Source organism: Streptomyces sp. NPDC048172 (assembly GCF_043202595.1).
Classification (GTDB): Bacteria; Actinomycetota; Actinomycetes; order Streptomycetales; family Streptomycetaceae; genus Streptomyces.
This window is the reverse complement of the sequence record NZ_JBIDAT010000003.1, coordinates 1-24,634: the sequence shown is the minus strand read 5'-3', so window position 1 is coordinate 24,634 and position 24,634 is coordinate 1. Positions and strand designations below refer to the sequence as shown.

General features: G+C 72.1%; 19 protein-coding genes. 12 read left to right on the top strand and 7 right to left on the bottom strand.

The window, feature by feature from the left end; genetic code table 11:
- Positions 1-146 precede the first annotated feature (146 nt).
- The 5 genes from ACGF3A_RS13640 to ACGF3A_RS13620 all read left to right on the top strand — a co-directional run bounded on the left by ACGF3A_RS13640 (position 147) and on the right by ACGF3A_RS13620 (position 7,075).
- Positions 147-971 carry an IclR family transcriptional regulator gene (locus ACGF3A_RS13640; protein WP_393730653.1) on the top strand — a complete coding sequence of 275 codons (825 nt, stop codon included), beginning with the start codon at positions 147-149 and terminating at the stop codon, positions 969-971.
- Positions 972-1,243: 272 nt separating this feature from the next.
- Positions 1,244-2,329, top strand: coding sequence for an S-(hydroxymethyl)mycothiol dehydrogenase (locus ACGF3A_RS13635; protein ID WP_393729180.1), 1,086 nt, complete (start codon positions 1,244-1,246; stop codon positions 2,327-2,329).
- A complete protein-coding gene (locus ACGF3A_RS13630; RefSeq protein ID WP_393729178.1) occupies positions 2,326-4,791 on the top strand; it encodes an FAD-dependent oxidoreductase in 2,466 nt (821 codons plus the stop codon). The genes ACGF3A_RS13635 and ACGF3A_RS13630 overlap by 4 nt, the downstream gene beginning before the upstream one ends.
- Positions 4,792-4,805: 14 nt before the next feature.
- Positions 4,806-5,957: an N-methyl-L-tryptophan oxidase gene (gene solA, locus ACGF3A_RS13625; protein ID WP_393729176.1), complete on the top strand. Its 1,152-nt coding sequence runs from the start codon at positions 4,806-4,808 to the stop codon at positions 5,955-5,957.
- On the top strand, positions 5,954-7,075 hold the full coding sequence (locus ACGF3A_RS13620) for an aromatic ring-hydroxylating dioxygenase subunit alpha (RefSeq protein WP_393729174.1): 1,122 nt from the start codon (positions 5,954-5,956) through the stop codon (positions 7,073-7,075). Before solA ends, ACGF3A_RS13620 begins: the two co-directional genes overlap by 4 nt.
- A gap of 25 nt (positions 7,076-7,100) precedes the next feature.
- On the opposite strand, the gene ACGF3A_RS13615 is transcribed toward ACGF3A_RS13620, so the two are convergent.
- Entirely contained in the window at positions 7,101-8,702 is a 1,602-nt protein-coding gene (locus ACGF3A_RS13615; RefSeq protein WP_393729172.1) for a BCCT family transporter, read from the bottom strand.
- 122 nt (positions 8,703-8,824) lie between these two features.
- The gene (locus tag ACGF3A_RS13610; protein WP_393729170.1) at positions 8,825-9,817 is read right to left on the bottom strand and encodes a helix-turn-helix transcriptional regulator; all 993 of its coding nucleotides are present in this window, start codon (positions 9,815-9,817) and stop codon (positions 8,825-8,827) included.
- 105 nt (positions 9,818-9,922) lie between these two features.
- Between ACGF3A_RS13610 and ACGF3A_RS13605 the strand changes: the two genes are divergently transcribed.
- Positions 9,923-10,321, top strand: coding sequence for a VOC family protein (locus ACGF3A_RS13605; protein ID WP_393729168.1), 399 nt, complete (start codon positions 9,923-9,925; stop codon positions 10,319-10,321).
- On the opposite strand, the gene ACGF3A_RS13600 is transcribed toward ACGF3A_RS13605, so the two are convergent.
- The 3 genes from ACGF3A_RS13600 to xsc all read right to left on the bottom strand — a co-directional run bounded on the left by ACGF3A_RS13600 (position 10,318) and on the right by xsc (position 14,270).
- A complete protein-coding gene (locus ACGF3A_RS13600; RefSeq protein WP_393729166.1) occupies positions 10,318-11,010 on the bottom strand; it encodes a phosphonatase-like hydrolase in 693 nt (230 codons plus the stop codon). The two genes, ACGF3A_RS13605 and ACGF3A_RS13600, sit on opposite strands and share 4 nt — an antisense overlap.
- Positions 11,007-12,053 (bottom strand): phosphate acyltransferase, encoded by a 1,047-nt coding sequence (locus tag ACGF3A_RS13595; RefSeq protein ID WP_393729164.1) that lies wholly within the window; start codon positions 12,051-12,053, stop codon positions 11,007-11,009. The genes ACGF3A_RS13600 and ACGF3A_RS13595 overlap by 4 nt, the downstream gene beginning before the upstream one ends.
- 444 nt (positions 12,054-12,497) lie before the next feature.
- Positions 12,498-14,270, bottom strand: a complete 1,773-nt coding sequence (gene xsc, locus ACGF3A_RS13590; protein WP_393729162.1) for a sulfoacetaldehyde acetyltransferase — start codon at positions 14,268-14,270, stop codon at positions 12,498-12,500.
- 180 nt (positions 14,271-14,450) lie between these two features.
- Here xsc and ACGF3A_RS13585 point away from each other — a divergent pair, with 180 nt between their 5' ends.
- The 3 genes from ACGF3A_RS13585 to ACGF3A_RS13575 are packed head-to-tail and all read left to right on the top strand — an operon-like array spanning position 14,451 to position 17,874.
- Complete coding sequence (locus ACGF3A_RS13585; RefSeq protein ID WP_393729160.1) at positions 14,451-15,224, top strand: IclR family transcriptional regulator; 774 nt, start codon at positions 14,451-14,453, stop codon at positions 15,222-15,224.
- Positions 15,221-16,156, top strand: coding sequence for an AAA family ATPase (locus ACGF3A_RS13580; RefSeq protein ID WP_393729158.1), 936 nt, complete (start codon positions 15,221-15,223; stop codon positions 16,154-16,156). Before ACGF3A_RS13585 ends, ACGF3A_RS13580 begins: the two co-directional genes overlap by 4 nt.
- A gap of 26 nt (positions 16,157-16,182) precedes the next feature.
- Entirely contained in the window at positions 16,183-17,874 is a 1,692-nt protein-coding gene (locus ACGF3A_RS13575) for a cobalt chelatase (RefSeq protein ID WP_393729156.1), read from the top strand.
- Here ACGF3A_RS13575 and ACGF3A_RS13570 read toward each other — a convergent pair.
- Both ACGF3A_RS13570 and ACGF3A_RS13565 read right to left on the bottom strand, forming a co-directional pair.
- The gene (locus ACGF3A_RS13570; protein WP_393729154.1) at positions 17,819-18,739 is read right to left on the bottom strand and encodes an erythromycin esterase family protein; all 921 of its coding nucleotides are present in this window, start codon (positions 18,737-18,739) and stop codon (positions 17,819-17,821) included. The genes ACGF3A_RS13575 and ACGF3A_RS13570 overlap by 56 nt on opposite strands.
- Before the next feature lie 72 nt (positions 18,740-18,811).
- A complete protein-coding gene (locus ACGF3A_RS13565) occupies positions 18,812-20,308 on the bottom strand; it encodes a PLP-dependent aminotransferase family protein (protein WP_393729152.1) in 1,497 nt (498 codons plus the stop codon).
- Between the two features lie 149 nt (positions 20,309-20,457).
- Between ACGF3A_RS13565 and ald the strand changes: the two genes are divergently transcribed.
- From ald to ACGF3A_RS13550, 3 genes are read left to right on the top strand one after another with little or no spacing between them, the layout of a single operon-like run.
- Complete coding sequence (gene ald, locus ACGF3A_RS13560; RefSeq protein WP_393729150.1) at positions 20,458-21,573, top strand: alanine dehydrogenase; 1,116 nt, start codon at positions 20,458-20,460, stop codon at positions 21,571-21,573.
- 58 nt (positions 21,574-21,631) lie between these two features.
- Positions 21,632-23,023, top strand: a complete 1,392-nt coding sequence (locus ACGF3A_RS13555; protein ID WP_393730651.1) for an aspartate aminotransferase family protein — start codon at positions 21,632-21,634, stop codon at positions 23,021-23,023.
- A 19-nt stretch (positions 23,024-23,042) separates the two neighbouring features.
- On the top strand, positions 23,043-24,515 hold the full coding sequence (locus ACGF3A_RS13550; protein ID WP_393729148.1) for an amino acid permease: 1,473 nt from the start codon (positions 23,043-23,045) through the stop codon (positions 24,513-24,515).
- Positions 24,516-24,634 lie beyond the last annotated feature (119 nt).

Genomic DNA, 24,634 nt, shown 5'->3' with positions numbered 1-24,634 from the left:
CAGAATCCAAGCGAGGAGGTCTCACGTCAAGCGCTCGCCTCAGCTCGGATGCGAGCCGGGTACCAGACACCGGGAACCAGACACCGGGAACCACAATCAGGCCACCAGGCGGTGACGTTGAGCAGATGACGGACAAGACGGAGGACATGGGAGCGGCAACAGGACCGGAATCGGGACAGGGCTCGGGGCAGGGTTCGGGCAAGCAGGCGAGGGGCGCGGCGGGTTCGGTCCAGTCCGTGGACCGGGCGGTGAGCGTGCTGGAGATCCTGGCGCGGCACGGCGAGGCCGGGGTCACGGAGATCGCGGAGGAGCTGGGCGTCCACAAGTCGACGGCGTTCCGGCTGCTCGGCGTGCTGGAGGCGAGAGGACTGGTCTCGCAGGAGCAGGACCGGGGGAAGTACTACCTCGGCCCCGGCGTGCTCCGCCTGGCGGGCGCCGCCGCCTCGCGGCTCGACATCTCGCAGGAGGGCGCGCCCGTCTGCCGCGAGCTGGCGGAGGACGCGGGCGAGACGGCCAACATCGCGGTGCTCGACGACGACGCCGCGGTCAACATCATGCAGGCGCGCGGCTCGTCGTCGGTGACCGCGCAGAACTGGCTGGGGCGGCGCACGCCGCTGCACGCGACGTCCAGCGGGAAGACGCTGCTCGCGCACCAGCCCAAGTCCGTGCAGGAGAGCGCTCTCTCGCGCAAGCTGCCCCGGCTGACGGAGCACACGATCACGTCGCCGGCGGAGCTGCGGACCGAGCTGAAGAGCGTGCTGAAGAACGGCTTCGCGGTCGCGCGGGACGAGCTGGAGATCGGCCTGCACGCCGTCTCGGCCCCCGTACGGGCGCACGACGGCAAGGTCATCGGGGCGATCAGCGTCTCGGGACCCTCGTACCGCCTTGAGGAGGAGCAGCTCCACGAGGTCGCCAAGCGGACGATGACCGCGGCGCAGGATCTCTCCCGGCGCATGGGCTACGCGTACTGACCGACGTACCGACCGAGACGCCGCACACGGCGGGCTTTCAGCACCCGCGCGGCTCCGCGCACCGGCCCCGGGGATCACTGGCCCCGGGGCCAGAACTTTGCAACTCCCTTGCTCAGAGCGCCTTTCGGGCACCTGTACGGCCGTGCGCTGAGACCTGACGATCCGTCAGGAACCACTGATCCACATCTCTTGACGGCGGACTTCCGCGTTCTCACTATGTCTCTCATAGCGCAACCAGTCGTGCACTACGCAACAAGCTGCGAGGTCTGGGAATGCCACACGAGGTCCGCGCTGTCATCGCGATGAAGAAGGACGCACCGGCGGAGGTGCAGACCGTCCTGGTGCCGGACCCCGGCCCGGGAGAAGTTCTCGTCACCGTGCAGGCGTGCGGCGTCTGCCACACCGACCTGCACTACCGGGAAGGCGCCGTCGGCGACGACTTCCCGTTCCTGCTCGGCCACGAGGCGGCCGGGATCGTCGAGGCCGTCGGCCCCGGCGTCACCGACCCGCTGCCCGGCGACTACGTCGTGCTGGCCTGGCGCGCGCCCTGCGGCCGCTGCCGCGCCTGCCGCCGGGGCCGCCCGTGGTACTGCTTCGACTCCGAGAACGCCGCCCAGCCCATGACGCTGGCCGACAGCACACCGCTCACCCCCGCGCTCGGCATCGGCGCCTTCGCCGAGAAGACGCTGGTCGCCGCGGGCCAGGCCGTGAAGGTGGACCCCGCGGCCCGGCCCGAGGCCGCGGGACTCATCGGCTGCGGGATCATGGCGGGTTACGGCGCGGCCGTGCACACCGGCGGCGTCACGCGCGGCGACACCGTCGCCGTCATCGGCTGCGGCGGCGTGGGCAACGCGGCGATCGCCGGGGCCTCGCTCGCCGGGGCCCGCCGGGTGATCGCCGTCGACGTGGACGACAGCAAGCTCGACACGGCGACACAGTTCGGCGCCACCCACAGCGTCAACTCCCGCGGCACGGACGCCGTCGAGGCCGTCCGCGGCCTCACCGGCGGACATGGGGCCGACGTCGTCATCGACGCGGTCGGCCGCGCCGACACCTATCAGCAGGGCTTCTACATGCGGGACCTGGCGGGCACGCTCGTCCAGGTCGGCGTGCCGGGCCAGGAGGCACGGCTCGGCCTCCCGCTCATCGACGTCTTCGGGCGCGGCGGCGCCCTCAAGTCGTCCTGGTACGGGGACTGTCTGCCCAGCCGCGACTTCCCCGTCCTCATCGACCTCTACCTCAGCGGCAAGCTCGACCTCGGCGCGTTCGTCACCGAGACCGTCGCGCTCGACGAGGTGGAGCTCGCCTTCGACCGGATGGTGCGGGGCAAGGTCCTGCGATCGGTGGTGGTCTTGTGAGCTCGGAGAACGACAAGAGCGTGCCCGTCGTCATCGTCGGTGCCGGGATCGTCGGGTGTTCGCTCGCCGACGAGCTGACGGCGCGCGGCTGGAGCGACGTGACCGTGCTGGAGCAGGGGCCCCTCGCGGAGCCCGGCGGATCCACCTCGCACGCGCCGGGGCTGGTGTTCCGTACGAGCCCGTCCCGCACCCTGACCGCGTACGCGACGTACACGGTCGAGAAGTTCGGCTCGCTCCAGGTGGACGGGCGGTCCTGCTTCCTGCCCGTCGGCGGGCTGGAGCTGGCCACGACCGAGGAGCGCTGGTCCGACCTGCACCGCAAGGCCGGGCTCGCCGCCTCCTGGGGCGTCCAGGGCGAGCTGGTCGGGCCCGCGCGCTGCGCGGAGCTGTGGCCGATGCTCGACCAGGAACGGGTGCTGGGCGGCTTCCACACGCCCGGCGACGGGCTGGCCCGTGCCACGCTCGCCTGCCAGGCGCAGATCGCCCGCGCCCGTGCGCGCGGCGCGCGCTTCCTGGAGCGGCACACGGTGACGGGCGTGGAGCGCGCGGACGGCCGGGTCACCGGCGTCGTCACCGACCGGGGCACCTTCCCGGCCGCGCACGTCGTCTCGGCCGCCGGGTTCTGGGGTCCCGTGATCGGCGCGATGGCCGGTGCGGAGGTCCCGCTGCTGCCGCTCGCGCACCAGTACGCGCGCACGGCGCCGCTCCCCGGGCTGACGTCCCCTCCGAGCGCGGCGGACCCGGAGGCCGTACGCCCGATCCTGCGCCACCAGGACCAGGACCTGTACTTCCGCGAGCACCTGGACGCGGACGGCGGCCCCTGCCTCGGCATCGGCACCTACGCGCACCGGCCGCTGCCGGTCGACCCGTTCGGCGTCCTGCCGTACGACGAGGCGCCGGTCATGCCCTCCTCGCTGCCCTTCACCACCGAGGACTTCGCGCCGAGCTGGGAGGAGTGCGCCGCGCTGCTGCCCGACCTGGGGCACACCACGGTCGCCGACGGCTTCAACGGCGTCTTCTCCTTCACGCCCGACGGCATGCCGCTGCTCGGCGAGTCGGGCGCGCTGCGCGGCTTCTGGTTCGCCGAGGCCGTCTGGGTCACGCACTCGGCGGGCGCGGCGCGCGCCGTCGCCGAGTGGATGACGGACGGACGCCCGTCCGTGGACACGCACGACTGCGACGTGCGGCGCTTCGAGGGGGGCCAGCGCTCCCCCGCGTACGTACGGGAGCGCGGCGAGCAGGCCTTCGTGGAGGTCTACGACGTCATCCATCCCCTCCAGCCGCCCGAGCGGCCCCGGCCGCTCCGGGTCAGCCCCTTCCACCAGCGCCAGCGCGAACTCGGCGCGTACTTCCTGGAGTCCGGCGGCTGGGAGCGCCCGCACTGGTACGAGGCGAACGCGCCGCTCGCGGAGGGCCTCGACCTGCCCGAGCGGGACGCCTGGTCGGCGCGGCACTGGTCGCCGATCGCGGCGGCCGAGGCGCGCGCGACACGCGAGCGGGTCGCCATGTTCGACATGACGCCGCTGCGCCGGCTGGAGGTCACGGGCCCCGGTTCGCTCGCGTTCCTCCAGCGGATGACCACCAACCAGCTCGACAAGCGCCCGGGCTCCGTCACGTACACCCTGCTGCTCGACGGGAACGGGGGCGTGCGCAGCGATCTGACGGCGGCCCGGCTCGGCCCCGAGCGCTGGCAGATCGGGGCCAACACGCCCGCCGACCTGGACTGGCTGACCGAGCACGCGCCCGACGGCGTCCAGCTGCGCGACATCACCTCCGGCACCTGCTGCGTCGGGGTCTGGGGCCCGCTCGCCCGTGACCTGGTCCAGCCGCTCACCCCGGCCGACTTCTCGCACGAGGCCTTCGGCTTCTTCAAGGCCCGTGAGACGTACGTCGGCTGCGTGCCGGTCACCGCGCTCCGCGTCAGTTACGTCGGAGAGCTGGGCTGGGAGCTCTACACCACCGCCGACCTGGGGCTGCGGCTCTGGGACACGCTGTGGGAGGCCGGGCGGGAGCTGGGCGTGGTCGCCGCGGGGCGCAGCGCCTTCAACAGCCTCCGCCTGGAGAAGGGCTACCGCGCCTGGGGCGCCGACATGAGCGCCGAGCACGATCCGTACGAGGCGGGGGTCGGCTTCGCGGTCCGGATGAAGAAGGGCGACTTCGTGGGCCGCGACGCGCTGGCCGCGCGTGGGGAGACGACACGCCGTCTGACCTGCCTCACCCTGGACGACCCCGCGTCGATGGTGATGGGCGGCGAGCCCGTGTACGTGGACGGCTTCGCCTCCGGTTACGTCACGAGCGCGGCGTACGGCTACGCGGTGGGCCGCTGTGTGGCGTACGCGTGGCTTCCGGCCCACGCCGGTCCCGGCACGGCCGTCTCCGTCGACTACTTCGGCGAGAAGGTCCCGGCGACGGTGCGGGAAGAGCCCCTGTTCGACCCGGAGATGGCGAAGATCCGCCGCTGAGACGGGAGACACCCATGCCCTCATTCGACGTCATCGTCGTCGGGCTCGGCGGGATGGGCAGCGCGACCGCCGCCCACCTCGCCGCGCGCGGCACCCGCGTGCTCGGCATCGAGAAGCACGGCCCCGCCCACAACCGGGGATCCAGCCACGGCGGTTCCCGGATCATCCGCCAGTCCTACTTCGAGGATCCGGCCTACGTCCCGCTGCTGCTGCGCTCGTACGAGCTCTTCGCGAAGCTCGAACAGGACACCGGGCGCACCCTCAGCACCCTCTGCGGCGGCGTCATGCTGGGCGCCCCCGGATCCCGTACGGTCGCGGGCAGCCTGCGCTCGGCCCAGCAGTGGGACCTGCCGCACGAGATGCTGGACGCCAAGGAGATCCGGCGCCGCTTCCCCACCCTCACACCCCGGGACGACGAGGTCGCGCTCTACGAGGCGCGGGCCGGGCTCGTCCGCCCCGAGACGACCGTCGCGGCCCACCTCCAGCTGGCCATGCAAGCGGGCGCCGACCTGCACTTCGAGGAGCCGGTGACCCGGTGGGAGGTGCTGCCGGGCGGCGCGGGCGTACGGGTGCACACCTCCGAGGACGTCTACACGGCGAGCCATCTCGTCGTCTGCCCGGGCGCGTGGGCGCCGTCGCTCCTCGCCGACCTGGGCGTGGAGTTCACGGTCGAGCGGCAGGTCCAGCACTGGTTCCATCCGCGCGGCGGAACGGGCCCCTTCACGCCCGACCGGCATCCCGTCTACATCTGGGAGGACGAGAACGCCACACAGGTCTACGGCTTCCCCGCGCTGGAGGGCCCGGACGGCGGCGCCAAGGTGGCCTTCTTCCGCAGAGGGACGGTGTGCACCCCCGACACCCTCGACCGGACCGTGCGCGACGAGGAGGTCGCCGCCATGGCCGCGCACATGGCCACGCGGATCCCCGACCTGCCCGGCCGTCCGCACAAGGCGGTGGCCTGCATGTACACCAACTCGCCCGACGAGCACTTCGTGATCGCCCGGCATCCCGAGCACCCCGACTCCGTGACGGTGGCCTGCGGCTTCTCCGGGCACGGCTTCAAATTCGTCCCCGTGGTCGGCGAGATCTGCGCCGACCTCGCGCTGAACGGCGCCACCGAGCACCCCATCGGCCTCTTCGATCCCCTCCGCGGAGCGCATCCATGACGACGACGGCAGCCCCGAGTCTGCTCGCCACCCTCCCCGGCCGCTACTACACCGACCCCGAACTCTTCGGGCGCGAGCAGCGGCACCTCTTCGAGTCCCAGTGGTACTGCGCCGTACGCTCCGCCGACCTCGACCGCCCGGGTGCCTACCGCACGGTGCGCGTCGGGGCGGAGAGCGTGCTGATCACCCGTAACCGGAAGGGTGAGCTGCGCGCGTTCCTCAACGTGTGCCGCCACCGCGGCGCGCAGCTGTGCACCGAGGAGTCCGGCGCGGTGCGGCGCGCCCTCCAATGCCCGTACCACGCCTGGACGTACGACCTGGACGGCAAGCTCACCGCGGCGCCGAACCTGACGCGGATGACGGACGTCGACCGCACCCAGTACGGGCTGCACGGCGTCCACCTGCGCGAATGGCTCGGCTACGCCTGGGTCTGCCTCGCCCCCGAGCCGCCCTCCTTCGAGGAGACGGTGATGGGCGACGTCGCCGAACGGCTCGGCGGCACGGACGTCATCGGCCACTACGGCATCGAGGCCCTGGCGCTGGGCACCCGGCACACCTACGACGTGGCGGCGAACTGGAAGCTCATCATCGAGAACTTCATGGAGTGCTACCACTGCGCCACCATCCACCCCGAACTCACCGAGGTCCTCCCGGAGTTCGCCGACGGCTTCGCCGCGCAGTTCTACGTGGGGCACGGCCCGGAGTTCGCGGAGGAGGCGCAGGGGTTCACGGTCGACGGCAGCGCGGGGTTCGACCGGCTGCCGGGCGTCCCCGACTCCCACGACCGCCGCTACTACGCGATCACCATCAGGCCCCAGGTCTTCGTGAACCTGGTCCCCGACCACGTCATCGTCCACCGCATGTTCCCGCTCGCGGCCGACCGTACGGTCGTGGAGTGCGACTGGCTCTACGCCCCCGAGGTCGTCGAGGCGGGCGCCGACGTCTCGCACTCGGTGGAGCTGTTCCACCGGGTCAACCTCCAGGACTTCGCCGCCTGCGAGCGCACCCAGCCCGCGATGTCCTCGCGTGCGTACCGCGACGGCGGCGTCCTCGTCCCCAGCGAGCACCACATCGGGGAGTTCCACGAGTGGGTGCGGGAGCGGGTGGACGACGCCTGAGGGTTCCTGAGGGCTCCCCGAGGGCTCAGGGCGCGCCCTGCACATGGTCCCGGACCGGGTTCCGTCGCTGGCCCTCACTCGCGGGGACGCGCTCGTGCTGCGGGTCGGCGAGCGTGATCCTGTCGAGCGGCATCCGGCGGTCGTCCGCGTACAGGGCGCGGACCAGCCCGTAGCACATCACGAGCATCACCACGCTGAACGGCAGCGCCGTCGTGATCGCGGCGGTCTGGAGGGCCAGGAGCCCGCCGGACCCCGCGAGCAGCAGCACGGCGGCGACGGCCCCCTCCACGAAGGACCAGTACACGCGCTGGATCTTCGGCGTGTCCGAGGCGCCGCCGGAGGTCAGCAGGTCGATGACGAACGCCGCCGAATCCGACGACGTCACGAAGTACACGGCCACGACCAGGATCGCGAACACGGTCGTGGCCTGGGAGAGCGGCAGTTCGCCGAGCAGGCCGAAGAGCGCGGTCGCGGGGTCGTCGGCCACCTTGGCGGAGAGCGCGCCGCCGCTCTGCGCGTCGAGCGAGAAGGCGGTGTTCCCGTAGACCGCGAGCCAAAGGAAGGTGAGAGAGGCGGGCACGAGAAGAACGCCGAAGACGAATTCGCGGATGGTACGGCCGCGCGAGATACGGGCGATGAACATTCCCACGAACGGCGCCCAGCTGATCCACCATCCCCAGTAGAAGATGGTCCACCGCGCCTGCCATCCCGTGCGCTCATCGGCGTCCGCCCACAGAGTCGTCCCCGGCAGCGTCTGGACGTAGTCGCCGACCTGCTGGACGAAACTCGACAGCACATCGGTGGTGGCCCCCGCGAACAGCACGAATGCCATGAGGGCGACGCCGACGCACACGTTGACGAGCGAAAGGCGGAGAATTCCCTTGTCGAGTCCGCTCAGCACCGAGAAGGTCGCCGCGATGGTGATCACCACGATGAGCACCAGTTGCACGGTGGTCGATTGCTGAACAAGGTCCAGGCTCGCCATCCCCGCGTTGATCTGGAGGACCCCGAACCCCAGCGAGGTGGCGACGCCGAACATCGTCCCGAAGACCGCGAAGGTGTCGACGGCGTCGCCGATACGGCCGTGGATGCGCTTGCCGAGCAGGGGGTACAGCGCGCTGCGGATCAGCAGCGGGAGCCCGTGCCGGTAGGCGAAGTAGCCGAGGGAGAGGCCCACCACGATGTAGATCGCCCAGGCGTGCAGGCCCCAGTGGAAGAACGTGAACCTCATCGCCTCCCTGCGCGCGGCGGCGCCGCCCGGCTCCGCCATCGGCGGATCGGCGAGGTGCGACAGGGGCTCGGCGACGGACCAGAACACCAATCCGATCCCCATGCCCGCGGTGAAGAGCATCGCGAACCACGTGAGGTAGCGGTAATCCGGCCTGCTGTCGGGCGGGCCGAGGCGGATCCGGCCGAACCGGCTCGCGCCGAGCCAGACGACGAACACCAGACAACCGCCGACCACGAGCAGGTAGTACCAGTCCAGGGACTCGGCGATTCCCTCCTGCGCCGCTTCGAAGAATCCGTGCAGTGCGTCCGTCGCTGTGACCCCGGCGACCAGAAAGACGAGAATGAGCAGGGTCGACGCCACGAACACGACCGGATTCATCTTGAGCCGAAGCCGCATCGGATGTACTCCACCTCTGTGCACGGGGCACGTTCGGTCGCCGTATTTCTCGGGATAAATCCCTCGCGCGAATCGCCGCCGAAGATACCAGCGCCCCCGAGGCACGCCGGGGTGGAAAACGCTCAGGAATCAGGGAACGCGGAATCCGGTCCGGCCGAGGCGCACTCGTCGAGGCGGCGGGCCAGATCGCGCACCAGCGTGCGCAGCCCGGCGGGCTCCTCGATGACGAACGGGCTGTCCACGGCGGCCAGAAGGGGAGGGATCCACTCCAGCCGCTCGGCCCGGATCCGCACGCGCACCCATCCCCCGGGCTCCTCGGCGAGCGTGGCGATCGAGGCCGGGAGGTGGCGGCGTACGTGCGGGACGGCGGCCCGGACGCGCAGCGACACCTCGTGCTTCCACGGCGCCCGGGCGAGGCTGTCCAGCACCGTGGCCACCGGGTCGAACCCGGCGGGGACGGCGAACGAGCCGGGCCGCACGTCCATGGCGGCGATCCGGTCCAGCCGGAAGGTACGCACCTCCGCGTCCCCCGCGTCCGGGTCCACGCCGGTCAGATACCAGCGCCCGGAGTGGGCCACCAGTCCGTAGGGCAGCACGGTGCGTTCACTGCGGCGGCCCGCGCGGCCGGTGTACGTGAGGGCCACGGGGCGCTGGTGGAGCGCGGCCTCGGCGAGCCCCAGCAGCACCTCGGTGTCCGGCGCCGCAGCGGCGGGCGGCCGCGCGGTGGAGGCGGCGGTCTCCCGCAGCGCCTCCAGCCTGCGGCCCAGGGCCTTGGGCAGGACCCGCCGGATCTTCGCCGCCGCGCTCTCGCCCGCCGCGGCCGAGGCGGTGACCAGCCCGGCTTCCTGCGCGGCCAGGAGCCCGAGCAGAACCGCCAGCGCCTCCTCGTCGGTGAGCATCAGCGGCGGCATCCGGTATCCGGGAGCGAGCCGGTAGCCCCCGTGGCGACCGCGTACCGACTCGACGGGCACGCCGAGGTCCAGGAGGTGTCCCGCGTACCGGCGGACGGTGCGCTCGTCGACGTCGAGACGGGCGGCGAGGGCGGGCACGGTGCGGGTGCCGCCGCCCTGGAGGATCTCCAGCAGCGCGAGCACCCGGGCGGTCGATGTGGTCACGGATACGAGTCTGCCGCGAATACCGGGCGGATTCTGCCCGGTATCGCTCCTAGCGTGGTCGGCGTACCGCCCGACAGGGCACCTCGAACGACAGGAAGACCCCTCATGAACTTCGTCTCGATCCGCGTGATCACCGGCGACGTCAGCCGCCTCGTCGCCTTCTACGAACAGGTCACCGGCGCCGCCGCGACCTGGGCGACCCCGGAGTTCGCCGAGCTCAGGACCGAGGTGTGCACCCTGGCGCTCGCGAGCGAGCGCACCGTACCCCTGTTCGCACCGGGCTCCGCCGAACCGGCCGCCAACCGCTCCGTGATCACCGAGTTCCGCGTCGCCGACGTCGACGCGGAGCACCAGCGGCTGGGCTCCCTCGGCCACGAGTTCGTCCAGCCGCCGACGACCATGCCGTGGGGCAACCGTTCCCTGCTCCTCCGCGACCCGGACGGGAACCTGGTGAACCTCTTCACTCCGGTCAGCGCGGAGGCGCTGGCGCGGCAGGACCGTTAGTCCGGTCGATCAGCCCGGTCGATCAGCGCGGGCAGCTCGGCCACCGAGCCGAGCACCCGGTCGGCGCCCGCCTCCCGCAGGGTCTCCGGGCTCTGGCCGCCCGTCAGCACCCCGGCCACCAGCCCGGCGCCCGCCGCGCGGCCCGCGCGCATGTCGTGCGGGGTGTCGCCGACGACGGCCACCGCGTCCACCGCGGGAGCGCCCGTACGCAGCAGGGCCGTCAGCACCATGTCGGGGTACGGCCTGCCGCGCCCGGCGTCGGCGGGCGAGAGCACCGCGTCGGCCAGCCCCGTCCAGCCGAGGGAGGAGAGCAGGTCGTCGCGGGTGCGGGGCGAGAAGCCGGTGTTGAGGACGACCGCGCAGCCCCGCGCGCGCAGCGTCTCGATCGCCTCGCGGGCCCCGGGCAGCGGGGCGCAGCGCCCGGCGGCGACCATCTGCCCGTACCCCTCCTCGAACGCGGCGTTCGCCCGCCGGGCGGTGTCCTCGTCCCCGTCGAAGAGATGCCGGAACACGGAGATCTTCGACTCGCCCATGGTGGCGCGGACATGGCCCATCATGCGGGCGTGCCGGGCGCTCCCCTCCTCGACGCCCTCGCGGACGAGTGCGTGGGTGAAGGCGTCCTCGACGATCCCCGCGTCGGTCACGGTCGTCCCGGCGAGGTCGAGCACGGCGAGGCTGAGGGCGGTCATGGCGACTCCTGGTCGTGGCGGTCGTGGCGGTCGAGTGCCTGCACTCCCCCGGCGAGGGCGAGGGCCGCGATGTCGGATCCGGTGCAGCCCCGCGACAGGTCGTGCAGGGGCGCGGCGAGCCCCTGGAGCAGCGGGCCGATCGCGGCGCAGCCGCCCACGCGCTGGGCGACCTTGTACCCGATGTTGCCCGCCTCCAGGGAGGGGAAGACGAAGGTGTTGGCCTTTCCGGCGACCGGTGAGCCGGGTGCCTTCGCGCGGCCGACGTCGGGGTCGGCCGCCGCGTCGTACTGGATCTCGCCGTCCACCGCGAACCCCGGGTCCCCCTCGCGGAGCAGCGCGAGCGCCTCCCGTATCCGTTCGACGCGCGGGTGGTCGGCGCTGCCCTGCGTGCTGAACGAGAGCAGGGCCGCGCGCGGTTCGTCGCCGGTGAGCGCGCGGTGGCCAGCGGCCGTCGCACGGGCGATGTCGGCGAGCTGCGCGGCCTCCGGGTCGACGACGACGGCACAGTCCCCGTAGGAGAGGACACCGCCGTCGGGCCGGACGATGAGGAAGCTGCTGGAGAGCGTACGGATGCCGGGCGCGAGGCCGACGACGCGGAGCCCGGCGCGGAGCACGTCGGCGGTGGGCCGGTCGCTGCCCGCGACGCACACGTCCACGTCGCCGGTACGGAGTGCCGTGGCGGCGAGGAAGAGGGGGTCCTCGCCGCCCGGCCGTCCGTCCAGCAGCGGCTGTAGCGTGTCCGCGTACGCCGAGGGGTCGAGGAAGTCGAGCCGCTCGGGGTCCTCGGGGAGCTTCAGCCCGAGGTCCGCGGCCCGCTCCCGTACGGCCCCGGGCTCCGTGGAGACCAGCACCGGGGTCACGGCCCGCCCCTCCGCGAGCCGGGCCGCGGCCCACAGGACGCGGGGGTCCAGCGCCTCGACCAGGGCCACACGGGGCCGCCGCGCCCCGTCTCTGAGCCGTGCCGCCCACTTCTCCGTCAACGCCTGCACGGCGGGCCCGGCTTCACCGGGTACGGGAAGTGGGGCGTGCGGTTCTACGAGCATGGGCACTCCGTTGTATTGGCCGATCTCTGAGTGCGGGTCTCTCCTCCCGCCCGCCCCCTGCTTCTCCCTCCCGCTGAGCTTGGGAGTTCTGCGCTTCTCCCTCCGCTGAGCTTGGGAAGTCTGCGCAAGGCGCAGGGTTGGCAAGCGCAGCCCCCTGCGCCGGGTGCCCCGCGTGCAAGAGCCGCGCCCGGGGAGCCCCGGGCTGTACTTCGCGGGCCGCGCCCGCGTCGTGGCTTGGCGCGCAGTTCCCCGCGCCCCTGAGTGGGCAAGCCCGAAAGTCTTGGGCCCGGAGCGCCCCGCGGCGGAGCCGCACATCAAACACAGGCCCGCGCCCCTGAGGGAGAGGGGGCAAGCCCCGACGTGTCGTGACCGGGCGGGGCACCCCGTGCCCGGCACAGCAGCGCCGGGGCACGGGGCACAAGGTGCCTGCCAAAGGTGCGGCTCTTACACGTAGTCCTGGTACTTCTCCAGGAAGCGGACCGGCTTCTGGAGGGCGTCACGGCGGAAGGGATCACCCAGCTCACGCGTGCACATGATCTCGACGACCGTCGTCTTCCCCTCCCGCATCTGGAGATCGACGGCACGCTCAAGCGTCGGCCCGACATCCTCCAGCTTGTCGACGACGATCCCCTCGGCGCCCATCGCGCGCCCGATGCCCGCGAAGCTCTCGCTCTCCAGTTCTCCGGCGACGAATCGGCGATCGTAGAAGTCGACCTGGTTCTTCTTCTCGGCGCCCCACTGCCGGTTGTGGAAGACGACGGCGGTGACGGGGATGTCGTGGCGTACGGCCGTCATGACCTCGCCCATGGACATGCCCCAGGCGCCGTCACCGGCGTACGCGATCGCGGGGCGGTCCATGGCCGCCGCCTTCGCGCCGATGATGGTGGGCAGCGCGTAGCCGCAGTTGCCGAAGCTCATGGGGGCGAAGAACGAGCGCGGCTCCTCGAAGCGGAGGTAGCTGTGCGCGACGGAGTTGATGTTGCCGATGTCCGTGGAGACCATGACCCGTTCCGGCATGGCCTTCTCCAGCTCGCGCAGGACCTGCCGGGGGTGGAGCCAGTTGCCCTCCTCCTCGCCCTGCTCGGCGATCATGTCGAGGCTGTAGGGGTCCTTCTCGTGGGTCCACTCGGAGAGCTCGGCCTCCCAGGCCTCCTTCTCCGCCGCGGTCTCCCCGGCGCGGCGCTCGCGCGTGGCGTCGCAGGCGAGGGTCTTGCCCTCCAGGCGCCGGGTCAGTGCCTCGGCCGCGTCGGCCGCGTCGGCGCAGATGCCGACGGTGATCTTCTTGACCAGGCCGAGCATCTTGTGGTCGGCGTCGATCTGGATGATCTTCGCGTCCTTGGGCCAGTAGTCCATGCCGTGCTGCGGGAGCGTGCCGAAGGGCCCGAGCCGGGTGCCGAGGGCGACGACCACATCAGCCTTGGAGATGAGCTTCATCGCGGCCTTCGAGCCCTGGTACCCGAGCGGGCCGCACCACTGCGGGTGGCTGGCGGGGAACGAGTCGTTGTGCTGGTAGCTGTTGACGACGGGGGCGCCGAGCCGCTCGGCGAGGGCCTTGCACTGCTCGACTCCGTCGGCCATGACGACGCCGCCGCCGGAGATGATGACGGGGAACTCGGCGGAGGCGAGGAGTTCGGCGGCCTCGTTCAGGCTGCGCTCGCCGCCCGCGCCCCGGTCCACGCGCATGGGCTGCGGGATCTCGGCCTCGATCTCGCCGTAGAAGTGGTCGCGGGGGATGTTGAGCTGGGTCGGGCCGATCTCGGACATCGCGCGGTCGAAGGCGCGCGCGGTCAGCTCGGCCATCCGCCGGGGGTTGTTGACGTGGGCCTGGTACTTGGTGAACTCCTGGAACATCGGGAGCTGGTTGGCCTCCTGGAAGCCGCCCAGGCCGATGCCCATCGTGCCCGCCTCGGGGGTGATCATCACGACGGGGCTGTGCGCCCAGAACGCGGCGGCGACGGCGGTCACACAGTTGCTGATGCCGGGGCCGTTCTGGCCGATGACGACACCGTGCCGGCCGCTGACGCGGGCGTAGCCGTCGGCCATGTGCGCGGCGCCCTGCTCGTGGACGACGGGGACGAGACGTATACCGGCGGGCGCGAAGATGTCCATCGCGTCCATGAACGCCGAGCCCATGATGCCGAAGATGTCGGTCACGCCATTGGCGACCAGAGTCTCGACGAAGGCTTCGGAGGGGGTCATCTTCTGCGGCTCGCTCATGCTCCAGCTCCTTCGGCCGCCACGGAGGGCGAAAGGTATGGCGAAGAATCGGTACGTGGAGTTCCTGAAATCAGGATCTGATCCGGACCATAGGAGTGCGCTCTCGCGGCCGTCAACCATGTGTTCCGTAAATCGGTACCTGCTAGCTTGTTTTCCGGAACACGAACAGACGGAGGGATCATGGACACGCTCAACGGCGACACGCCCACGATGCGGCTGTTCGCCCTGCTGGAGCTGATCGCCGCGAAGGACCAACTGGTCACGCTCCAGGACCTGGTGGACGGGACCGGCATGCCCAAGCCGACGCTCCACCGGATGCTCCAGCAGCTGGAGGGCGCGGGCCTGCTCGTACGGCAGAGCGACGGGCGGCACTACGGGACGGGCGCCCGGCTGCGCAGGCTTGCCGAGAACCTGCTGCTCAACGCCACGCACCACGGCGCCCGGCACGCGGTGCTGCGCGGCCTGGTCGAGGAGATCGGGGAGAGCTGCAACATCACCGCGCTCTCCGGCAACGAGGTCGTCTACCTGGACCGCGTCGAGACCCCCGAGCCGCTGCGCTTCTACCTCCGCCCCGGCTCGCGCGTGCCCGCGCACTGCTCGGCCAGCGGCAAGATGATCCTCTCCCAGATGAGCCCGTCCCAGCGCCGCAAGCTCCTCGCGCACGCGCCGCTGAAGCAGTACACGCCGAAGACGGTGACCGACCTCGGGCCGCTGGACGAGGAGTTCGCGCGCGTGCGGCGGGACGGCTTCGCCGTGGACGACGAGGAGTTCCTGCCCGGACTCGTCTGCGTGGCGGTGCTGGTGCCGACCCCGTCGGGGCGTTCGAACCAGTGCGTCGCCGTCCAGGCACCTGTCATGCGGCTCACCGCCGACAAGGCGCTGCACCTGCTGCCCACGCTCCAGCGCGCGGCCGAGGCCATCGCCCGCGTCGAGCGCGAGGGGGGCCAGGAGTGAGCGAGGAGATACCCGGCCCCGACGTGCATGTCTCGGCCCGTGACGTCTTCGGCCTCCGTACGGACCTGAAGGTGCCCGCGTTCAGCGAGCCCTCGGCGCACGTGCCCGAGCGCGACGAGGCGTACCGCTTCGACCCGGACGTGACCCTCGCGCTGCTCGCGGGCTTCGCGCACAACCGGCGCGTGCTGCTCCAGGGCCCGCACGGCACGGGCAAGTCCAGCCACGTCGAGCAGGTCGCGGCGCGCCTCAACTGGCCCTGCGTGCGCGTCAATCTGGACGGGCATCTGAGCCGACTCGACCTGGTCGGCAAGGACACGGTCACGCTGCGGGACGGCAAGCAGGTCACCGCGTTCCAGGAGGGCATCGTGCCCTGGGCGCTGCAGCGGCCCGTGGCGCTGGTGCTGGACGAGTACGACGCGGGGCGGCCGGACGTGATGTTCGTGCTGCAGCGGCTGCTGGAGCGGGACGGCAGGTTCACGCTCCTCGACCAGAACCGGGTCCTCGACCCGCACCCCGCCTTCCGTCTCTTCGCCACCGCCAACACGGTCGGGCTGGGCGACCCGTACGGCCTCTACCGGGGCGCGCAGCGGCTCAACCACGCGCAGCTGGACCGCTGGAACATCGTCGCCACGCTGGGCCACATGCCGCCGGAGGAGGAGGCCGCGATCGTCCGGGCCCGGGTGCCGGCGGCGCCGCACGCCGAGGCGATGGTCGCGGTCGCCGGGCTGACGCGCTCCGGCTTCCGCGCGGGCGACCTGTCGACGCTGATGTCGCCGCGTACGGTCATCACCTGGGCGGAGAACGCCGAGCTGTTCGGCGACGTGGCGCTCGCCTTCCGGCTGTCGTTCCTCAACAAGTGCGACGAGGACGAACGCCCGCTCGTCGCCGAGCTCTTCCAGCGCTGCTTCGACCGCGAGCTGGACGCGGTGTGAGTGCCGCCGGTGTGAGCGCCGCCGGTGTGAGTGCCGAACGCCACGCCGAGGAGCTGTGCGCGGCGGCCGTACGGGCACTGAGCAACACGCCCGGACTGGTCTTCCGGGGGCACCGGCTGCACCACGGCCGCACGCCCGTCCCCGTGTCGGCGCCGCACCTGCGCCACTCCCCCGACGACGAGCGTGCGGCGCTGCGCGGCGTGGCGGACGGGCTGGCGCTGCGGCTCACCGGCTCGGACGCGGCGCTGCACGCGCGGCTGCGACCCGAGGGCGCGGTGGAGCGGCTGCTGTTCGGGGCGCTGGAGCAGTACCGCGCCGAGTCGCGGGTGCCCGCGACGCTGCCGGGCGTGGCGGCCAATCTCCGCCGCCGACACGCCGCCTGGGCCCGCGAATTCCTCGCCTCGGGGCTCACCGAGACCGCCCGTGGCCTGCTGCTCTTCACCACGCTGGAGGTCTGCCGCGCCCGGGTGCTGGGCGGCTCGGTGCTCCCGGAGGCCGAGGATCCGATCGAGGCGACACGCGCGGCGCTCGGCGCCCGGCTGGGCCATGAACTCGCCGCGCTGCGACGGCACCGCGCCGACCAGGCCGCGTACGCGCCGCACGCGCTGACCGTCGCCCGTACGGTCGCCGCGATGCTGGAGGAGGACGGCGGGGAACGGGCGGAACGCGAACCGCCCGACGAGGACTCCCGCTTCGCCCTGCTCCTGGACGAGGGCGGGGACGGCGAAGGGGACGAGGGCGGCGCGCCCTCCCCGTCGACAGGCTCGCCCGCCTCCCCGGACGGCGACGGCTACCGCGTCTTCACCACGGCCTACGACCAGGAGCGCGCCGCCCTCACGCTCGTACGCCCGGAGCTGGCCCGGGAGTACCGGGCTCGGCTCGACCGGCGGATCGAGGAGGGGCGGCCGCAGACGGCGCGGCTCGCGCGGGAGCTGCGCGCGCTGCTGGCCACGCCGGGCCCCGACGGCTGGACCGGCGGCCAGGAGGAGGGGCTGATCGACGGGCGCGCCCTCGCGCGGCTGGTCGTCTCCCCCGCCGAGCGGCGGGTCTTCCGCACCGAGCGCGCGGGGCCGCGTACGGACGCGCACGTCACGTTCCTGCTCGACTGCTCCGGCTCGATGAAGCCGCACCGGGAGCGCCTCGCCGCGCTGCTCGACGTGTGGGCCCGCGCCCTCGAACTCGCGGGCGCCTCCTGCGAGCTCCTCGGCTTCACCACCGCCGCCTGGCACGGCGGCCGGGCCCGCCGCGACTGGCTGCGCGCGGGGCGGCCCCCGCGCCCGGGGAGGCTCAACGAGCGGCTGCACCTGGTCGTCAAGGACGCCGAAGTGCCGTACCGCCGCGCCCGTACCGCACTCGCGGCGCTCCTCAAGCCCGACCTGTACCGCGAGGGCGTCGACGGCGAGGCCCTGGAGTGGGCCGCGCACCGCGCCGCACGACGCCCTGAGGAGCGGAGGCTGCTCTGCCTCGTCTCGGACGGCGGCCCGATGGACGGGGCCACGGCGCAGGCCAACGGGCGTGGCCTGCTGGACGGCCATCTCCAAGAGGTCGCGGCCGGGATCGAGGCCGAGGGCGCGGTCGAGCTGTACGGGCTGACGGTGGGCGGCGACCTGAGCCCGTACCTGTCGCGGACCTCGGCCCTGGACCTCGCGGCGCCGCTCGCCGTCACCGCGCGGCGGGCTCCAGCGGCCTTCCGTCCGTCACCTCGCGGACGTGGATGACGGCGTCGAGCATGCCGGTGAAGGAGTCGGCCGTCATCGAGTAGTCGGCGTCGTGCTCCGGGTCGTAGGCGGGTCCGATCAGGCGGGTCGTGACCGGCCCGTCGAGCCATGCGCGGGCCGCCGGGTCCGCATCGCCCCCGGCGCGCAGGTCGAGCGTGAAGGCGTCGTGGCCCGCCGCGCCGAGAACCGACTCGGCGAAGTCGGCGGGCGGCGCGGGGAAGTCGTAGAGCGCGGTGCCGTGGTGGAAGGTGAGGCCGACGGCGGCGTACTTCGCGCCCAGCCGTTCGCGCAGGCGGCTGCCCGCCGTGGTGCCCGGCGCGCCGACGGCCATGTGCGCGAGTCCGCCCCAGTAGACGATGCGGTCGCCGCTGCGCTCGTGCCAGCGCAGGGTGGTCTCGGCCAGGTGGCGTTCGATGTGGTCCATGCCGGTGAACCCGCCTTCGGGGTTGGCGTACTCGGCGAACCGGACCGGGTCCCCGGGGTGCCGTTCGTTGTACGCGCGCATCCACTCCACGACGTCGAGGAGTTCGCCCGTACGCCAGAACGAGCGTGATCCGGCGAGGATCTCGCGCGGGTCTCCCTTTCCCTCGGCGATGTACGCGGAGAGGCCGCGGGCGGCCGGGTCGTCGCCCTCCAGCGCGAGGGAGCGGAAGCCGTGCTCCTCGACCAGCAGCCGCAGCACGCGGTGGGAGACGGCGGAGAGTTCACGGGAGTGGCGCATCGAGTGGGCGAGCGCGACGATCCCGGCGTCGCGCACGCTCTCGGCGAGCGCCCGCAGGTCGTCCAGCGGTGCGGCGGAGTCCAGGGTCGTGAGGGGGCTGGCGTGGTCGCTCACCCAGCGGACGGCCGCGGAACTGCTGCTCATGGGGTCTCCTCCGTACGGTGCGGTCCCTTCGACCGCCTGACCCCCAGCCTCGAACTTCAACAATCCTTGAAGTCAAGCGCCACCCGGCACGGACCCGAACCCGGACCCGTCCGACGCCTCCTCCACCAGCTCGCCCAGGATCCGCACGCCCGGATCGATCGCGGCGAGCTGGGGTGCGGCGAGGCCGATGCGGAAGTGGTTCCGAGGCGGATCGTCTCCCAGGAAATAGAGATCCCCGGGTTCGATCAGCACCCCGCGCCGCTGGGCCAGTTCGGCGAGCCGCCGCCCGTCGAGCCCCGGCGGGCCCGTCATCCAGAGGCTGACGCCGCCGGGCGGCGGCGAGGAGTGCCACGGCAGATGCGTGTTGACGGCCGCGCAGGCCGCCTCCCACTTGCGCATCAGCCGGGTGCGGTAGCGCCGTACGCCCCGGTGGTACTCGCCGGAACGGATGAAGAGCGCCAGGGCCCGCTGGGTGTGCCCCGAGGGGTGCCGGACCGAGTAGCGGCGGATGTCGCGCAGCTCGCGGACCAGTTCGCGCGAGGCGACGAGATAACCGAGGCGCAGTCCCGGCGCGAGGAACTTGGAGAACGTTCCGAGATAGACGACCTGGCCCGTCTCGTCCAGGCCCTTGAGCGCGGGCGTGGGGCGGCCCTGGTAGCGGAACTCGCTGTCGTAGTCGTCCTCGACGATCACCGTGCCCGACTCCCGTACGAGCGAGAGCAGTTCGCGCCGCCGTCCGATACCGAGCGTGACATTGGTGGGGTGATGGTGGCTCGGCGTGACGTGCAGCAGGTCCACGCCCTCAAGCGTGGCGGGCGGCTGCAGACCCGAGGCGTTGACGGGCAGCCGGCGCAGTCCGGCCCCGGCGCGGGCGAAGATGTGCCGCGCGTCGAGATAGCCGGGATCCTCGACGGCGACGGTCGAGCCGGGGCCCAGCAGGGCGCGGCTGAGCAGATCGAGGCCCTGCTGCGAACCGACGGTGACCAGCACCTCGTCGGGCTCGGCCCGTACGCCGCGCGCGGGCAGCAGCCGCGTGCAGAGCGTCTCGACGAGCAGCGGGTCGTCGGCGGCGATGCTGTCCTGGAGGCTGAACTGGACGTGCGGGTGGTACAGCGCGTCGTTGAGCGCCCGCGCCCAGGAGCGCGCCGGGAAGGCGCGGAAGTCGACCTGTCCGGCGAGGAACGGGTACGGATACCCGACCCAGTCGGTCTGCTTCTCGATGTGCGGCAGCGGATCGCGGCGCGACGGCAGCCCGTGCAGCCGCGCCGACCAGTCGTACTCCCGCACCTCCGGGACCTGCTCGACGGCGCAGTACGGGCGCATCTCCCGGTTGACGAACAGGCCCTGCCTCGCGCGGCTCTCCACGAAGCCCTCGGCGACCAGCTCCTGGTAGGCCGCGTTCACCGTGTTCCGGGAAAGTCCCAGCTCACGGGCGAGTTCGCGGGACGAGGGCAGTCTGCCCTCGGCGTCCACCATGCCCGAGCCGATCCCGTGCTCGATCGCCTTGCGCAGCTGCCGGTACAGCGGTTCCTCCGACTCCCGGTCCACCTCGATCACCGTGCGTGGCATGCAGCCTCCCGCAGCCTGGTCCCATCAGAGTCGCCGGTCCTGGCACTTTCCGCCGGACCAGTTGAATCCGCAATCTAAACCCCATCGGCGCCGCTGGACAGAAGTCGGACAGACGATCCGACAGATGGTCGGACAGATCGGAGTGCGTTGTGAGGATCGGCATCCCCCGCGAGGTCAAGAACCACGAGTACCGGGTGGCCATCACGCCCTCCGGGGTCCATGAGCTGACCCGCGCGGGCCACACCGTGTGCGTCGAGGAGGACGCGGGCGCGGGCTCGTCCATCGCGGACACCGATTACAAGGCGGCGGGCGCGACCGTGCTGCGCTCCGCCGACGAGGTGTGGGACCAGGCCGAACTGGTCCTGAAGGTCAAGGAGCCGGTGGCCGAGGAGTACCACCGGATGCGCGCGGGCCAGACGCTCTTCACGTATCTGCACCTCGCGGCCTCCCGCGAGTGCACCGAGGCCATGGTCGCCTCGGGGATCACGGGCGTCGCCTACGAGACGGTGCAGCCCGACGACGGCTCGCTGCCGCTGCTCTTCCCCATGTCGGAGGTGGCGGGGCGGCTGGCGCCGCAGGTCGGCGCGTACCACCTGATGCGCGCGGCGGGCGGGCGCGGCGTGCTGATGGGCGGCGTCTCCGGGACGCGCCCCGCGAAGGTCACCGTGATCGGCGCGGGCGTCTCCGGGATGAACGCGGTGGCCGTGGCGACCGGCATGTGGGCGGACGTCACGCTGCTCGACCTGAACGTGGACAAGCTGCGCGCGGCGGACCGGATGTACCAGGGCCGGATCACTACGGTCGCGTCAAACGCGTATGAACTCGAACGGGCCGTCGCCGAGTCCGATCTGGTCATCGGTGCCGTGCTCGTCCCGGGCGCGCGGGCGCCCAAGCTGGTGACGAACCGGATGGTTTCGGGCATGCGCCCCGGCTCGGTGCTGGTGGACATCGCCGTGGACCAGGGCGGATGCTGCGAGGACTCCCGTCCCACGACCCACGCCGACCCCGTCTACCCCGTGCACGACTCGCTCTTCTACTGCGTCGCCAACATGCCGGGCGCCGTCCCCAACACCTCCACGTACGCGCTCACCAACGTCACGCTGCCGTACGTGCTGGCGGTCGCGAACCACGGACTGGCCGCCGCCTGCCACGCCGATCCCGCCGTCATGCGGGGCGTCAACGTCGTGGACGGCCGGGTGACGTACCGCCCCGTCGCCGAGGCGCACGGCTACGAGCACGCCGACGCGGCAGCGCTCCTGCACTGAGCCCGCCCGTACGTACCGCACACGTACCGCACACCCCGAGGAGGAGAACACCGTGACCATGACCGAGACGACCACCGACACCGGCTCCGGCTCCCGACTGCGCGCGAAGGCACAGGCGCACCTGGGGCAGCACTTCACCCGGCGGGACGCCTGGCGGAGCGACGAACTCCCCGTCTTCGTACGGAGCGAGGGCTGTCACCTCTACGACGAGCGCGGGCGCCGGTTCCTCGACGGGCTCGCCGGGCTGTTCTGCGTGAACATGGGGCACAGCCGCTCCGACATCGTCTCCGCCGCCGCGCGGCAGATGGAGACCATGGCGTACTCGACCAACTGGGGCGCCGCGCACCCGCCGTCCGTGGAGGCCGCGAGCCTCATCGCCGAGCTGGCGCCCGGCGACCTGGACGTGACGTGGTTCGTGAACTCCGGTTCGGAGGCCGTCGAGACGGCCATCAAGTTCGCGCGGCAGTACCACAGGAGCCAGGGACAGCCGCGGCGAACGAAGATCATCAGCCGTCACATGGCCTACCACGGCGTCACGATGGGCGCGCTGTCCGTCACCGGGCTGCCGAAGATGCGCGAGCCGTTCATGCCGCTGCTGGAGGGCGTGCGGCACGTGCCGCACACGCTCGGCGTGACGGGCGACCAGGGCCCCGCCGCCGAACTGGAGTGCGTACGCGCCATCGAGCGGGCCATCGTCGAGGAGGGCCCGGAGAACGTCGCCGCCGTCTTCGCCGAGCCGGTGCAGAACGGGCGCGGCGCGCTCGTGCCGCCCGACGGTTACTGGCGGGCGCTGCGCGAGATCTGCGACCGGCACGGGGTGCTGCTCGTCGCGGACGAGGTGATCTGCTCGTTCGGCAGGCTGGGCCACTGGTTCGGCAGCGGCGCCTTCGGCGCGGTGCCCGACATGATCACCTTCGCCAAGGGCGCGACCTCCGGCTACGCGCCGCTCGGCGGGATGATCGCCCGTGAGCCGCTGGTCCGGGCGCTCTACGACTCGCCGCTGGGCGGCACCTTCACCCACGGCGCGACCTGGGGCGGGCACCCGGTCTCCACGGCCGTGGCGGTCGCCAACATCACGGCGATGCGCGACGAGCACGTGCTCGACAACGTCCGCACGCTCGGCCCCGAGCTCCGCGCCGGTCTGGAGGACATCAAGTCCCGCAGCCGCGTGGTGAAGGAGGTGCGCGGCATGGGCTTCTTCTACGCGGTCGAGTTCACCGCCGACCGCGAGAGCGGCGCGGAGCTCACCGAGGAGCAGTCGGCACGGGTGCTGCGCGAGGTGCTGCCAGCGGCGTTCCGCAAGACCGGCGTGGTGCTGCGGCCGGACGACCGCGGCGCCACGATGCTGATGATCTCGCCGCCGCTGGTGGCCGACCGCGAGGTGCTGGACGAACTCCTGTCCGGGGTCGCGGTGATGGTGGACGACGTGGCGCACAGCGTCCACGGCTGAGAGCTGAAAGGGGCTCACTGTGCGACAGGACGACAGAACGGCCGAGACCGCACCGGCCAGCACGCGCGAGACCGAGGCCGAGGCCGAGGCCGCGCCGCCCGAACCGCCGCCCGGCGGGACCGGGGGGAGCGGAGGGCTGCACATCGGCCTCAAGCAGCGCCACATGACGCTGATCGCGCTGGGCGGGGTGATCGGCGCCGGGCTGTTCGTCGGCAGTGGCGTCGTCATCAGCGAGACGGGACCCGCGTCCATCGTCTCGTTCCTGCTGGCGGGCGGCCTCGCCATCCTCGTGATGCGGATGCTCGGCGAGATGGCGGTGGCCCGCCCGGCGGTGGGCTCCTTCTACTCCTACGCCCGCCTCGCCCTCGGTTCCTGGGGCGGCTTCACCATCGGCTGGCTCTACTGGTACTTCTGGGTGAACGTGGTCGCGCTGGAGGCCGTGACCGGGGCGACGATCATCCACGCCTGGCTGCCGGGCATCGACCTGTGGGTCATCAGCCTCTGCCTGATGGTGCTGCTGACGGCGGTCAATCTCTTCTCGGTGAAGTCCTTCGGCGAGTTCGAGTACTGGTTCGCCTCGCTGAAGATCGCGGCGATCACCGTCTTCCTCGTCCTCGGGCTCGTCTTCGTCGTCGGCCTGTGGCCGGGCGCCCACGCCGACGTGGGGAACCTGACGGGGCACGGCGGCTTCGCGCCCATGGGCATCGGGCCGATCCTGACCTCCGTCATCCCCGCCGTCGGCTTCTTCACCGGCGCGGAGATCGCCGCGCTGGCGGCGGCCGAGTCGACCGAGCCGCGCCGCGCGGTCGCCCGCGCCACCCACTCCGTGGTGCTGCGGGTGCTGCTCTTCTACGTCGGCTCGATCTTCCTGATCGTGGCGATCGTGCCGTGGAACTCCAAGAGCATGGCCGACGGCCCGTACGTCGCCGCGCTCCAGCACATCGGGATCGCGCACGCCGACGACGTGATGCGGGTGATCATCCTCGTCGCCGTGCTCTCCGCGCTCAACGCCGGGCTCTACAGCGCCTCCCGCATCGTCTTCGCGCTCACCCGCAACGGCGACGCGCCGCGCGGCCTCACCAAGCTCAGCGCCAACGGGGTCCCGCGCCGCGCGATCCTGCTGGCGACGGTCCTCGGCTACGTCTCGGTCGTCTTCGCCTACGTCTCCCCCGACACCGTCTTCTCCTTCATCGTCCACTCCTACGGGGCCGTGGCGCTCTTCGTCTATCTCCTGGTCGCCCTCTCCCAGGTGCGGCTGCGCCGCCGTCTCGAACGGGAGGACCCGGGCGCGCTGACGCTGAAGATGTGGGGCTATCCGTATCTGAGCTGGTTCACGGTCGGCGCGATGGCCGTCGTCATCCTCGCGATGGCCTTCCTGCCGGACACCCGCATGGACTTCGCGGCCAGCGCCCTCACGCTGGTCGTGATCCTGGGGGCGTACGCGGTACGGAGACGACGGAGCCCTGAGGACCAACGGAGCCCTGAGGACTAGGGCGTTTCTGATGGCTCTTGCTGGGGTGGGTGGACCATGCCCGGGGCGGGGCAGGCGTCGGGCATGGTGCGACGACATGAGCTGACGGACGCGCAGTGGGAGAAGATCGCGCCGTTGTT

What these genes read in the sequence shown, in the direction of transcription:
- ACGF3A_RS13640 (WP_393730653.1), top strand. Translation starts at nt 147, where the DNA reads ATGGGAGCGGCAACAGGACCGGAATCGGGACAGGGCTCGGGGCAGGGT.
- ACGF3A_RS13635 (WP_393729180.1), top strand. Translation starts at nt 1,244, where the DNA reads ATGCCACACGAGGTCCGCGCTGTCATCGCGATGAAGAAGGACGCACCG.
- solA (WP_393729176.1), top strand. Translation starts at nt 4,806, where the DNA reads ATGCCCTCATTCGACGTCATCGTCGTCGGGCTCGGCGGGATGGGCAGC.
- ACGF3A_RS13620 (WP_393729174.1), top strand. Translation starts at nt 5,954, where the DNA reads ATGACGACGACGGCAGCCCCGAGTCTGCTCGCCACCCTCCCCGGCCGC.
- ACGF3A_RS13615 (WP_393729172.1), bottom strand. Translation starts at nt 8,702, where the DNA reads ATGCGGCTTCGGCTCAAGATGAATCCGGTCGTGTTCGTGGCGTCGACC.
- ACGF3A_RS13605 (WP_393729168.1), top strand. Translation starts at nt 9,923, where the DNA reads ATGAACTTCGTCTCGATCCGCGTGATCACCGGCGACGTCAGCCGCCTC.
- ACGF3A_RS13600 (WP_393729166.1), bottom strand. Translation starts at nt 11,010, where the DNA reads ATGACCGCCCTCAGCCTCGCCGTGCTCGACCTCGCCGGGACGACCGTG.
- ACGF3A_RS13595 (WP_393729164.1), bottom strand. Translation starts at nt 12,053, where the DNA reads ATGCTCGTAGAACCGCACGCCCCACTTCCCGTACCCGGTGAAGCCGGG.
- xsc (WP_393729162.1), bottom strand. Translation starts at nt 14,270, where the DNA reads ATGAGCGAGCCGCAGAAGATGACCCCCTCCGAAGCCTTCGTCGAGACT.
- ACGF3A_RS13585 (WP_393729160.1), top strand. Translation starts at nt 14,451, where the DNA reads ATGGACACGCTCAACGGCGACACGCCCACGATGCGGCTGTTCGCCCTG.
- ACGF3A_RS13570 (WP_393729154.1), bottom strand. Translation starts at nt 18,739, where the DNA reads ATGAGCAGCAGTTCCGCGGCCGTCCGCTGGGTGAGCGACCACGCCAGC.
- ACGF3A_RS13565 (WP_393729152.1), bottom strand. Translation starts at nt 20,308, where the DNA reads ATGCCACGCACGGTGATCGAGGTGGACCGGGAGTCGGAGGAACCGCTG.
- ACGF3A_RS13555 (WP_393730651.1), top strand. Translation starts at nt 21,632, where the DNA reads ATGACCGAGACGACCACCGACACCGGCTCCGGCTCCCGACTGCGCGCG.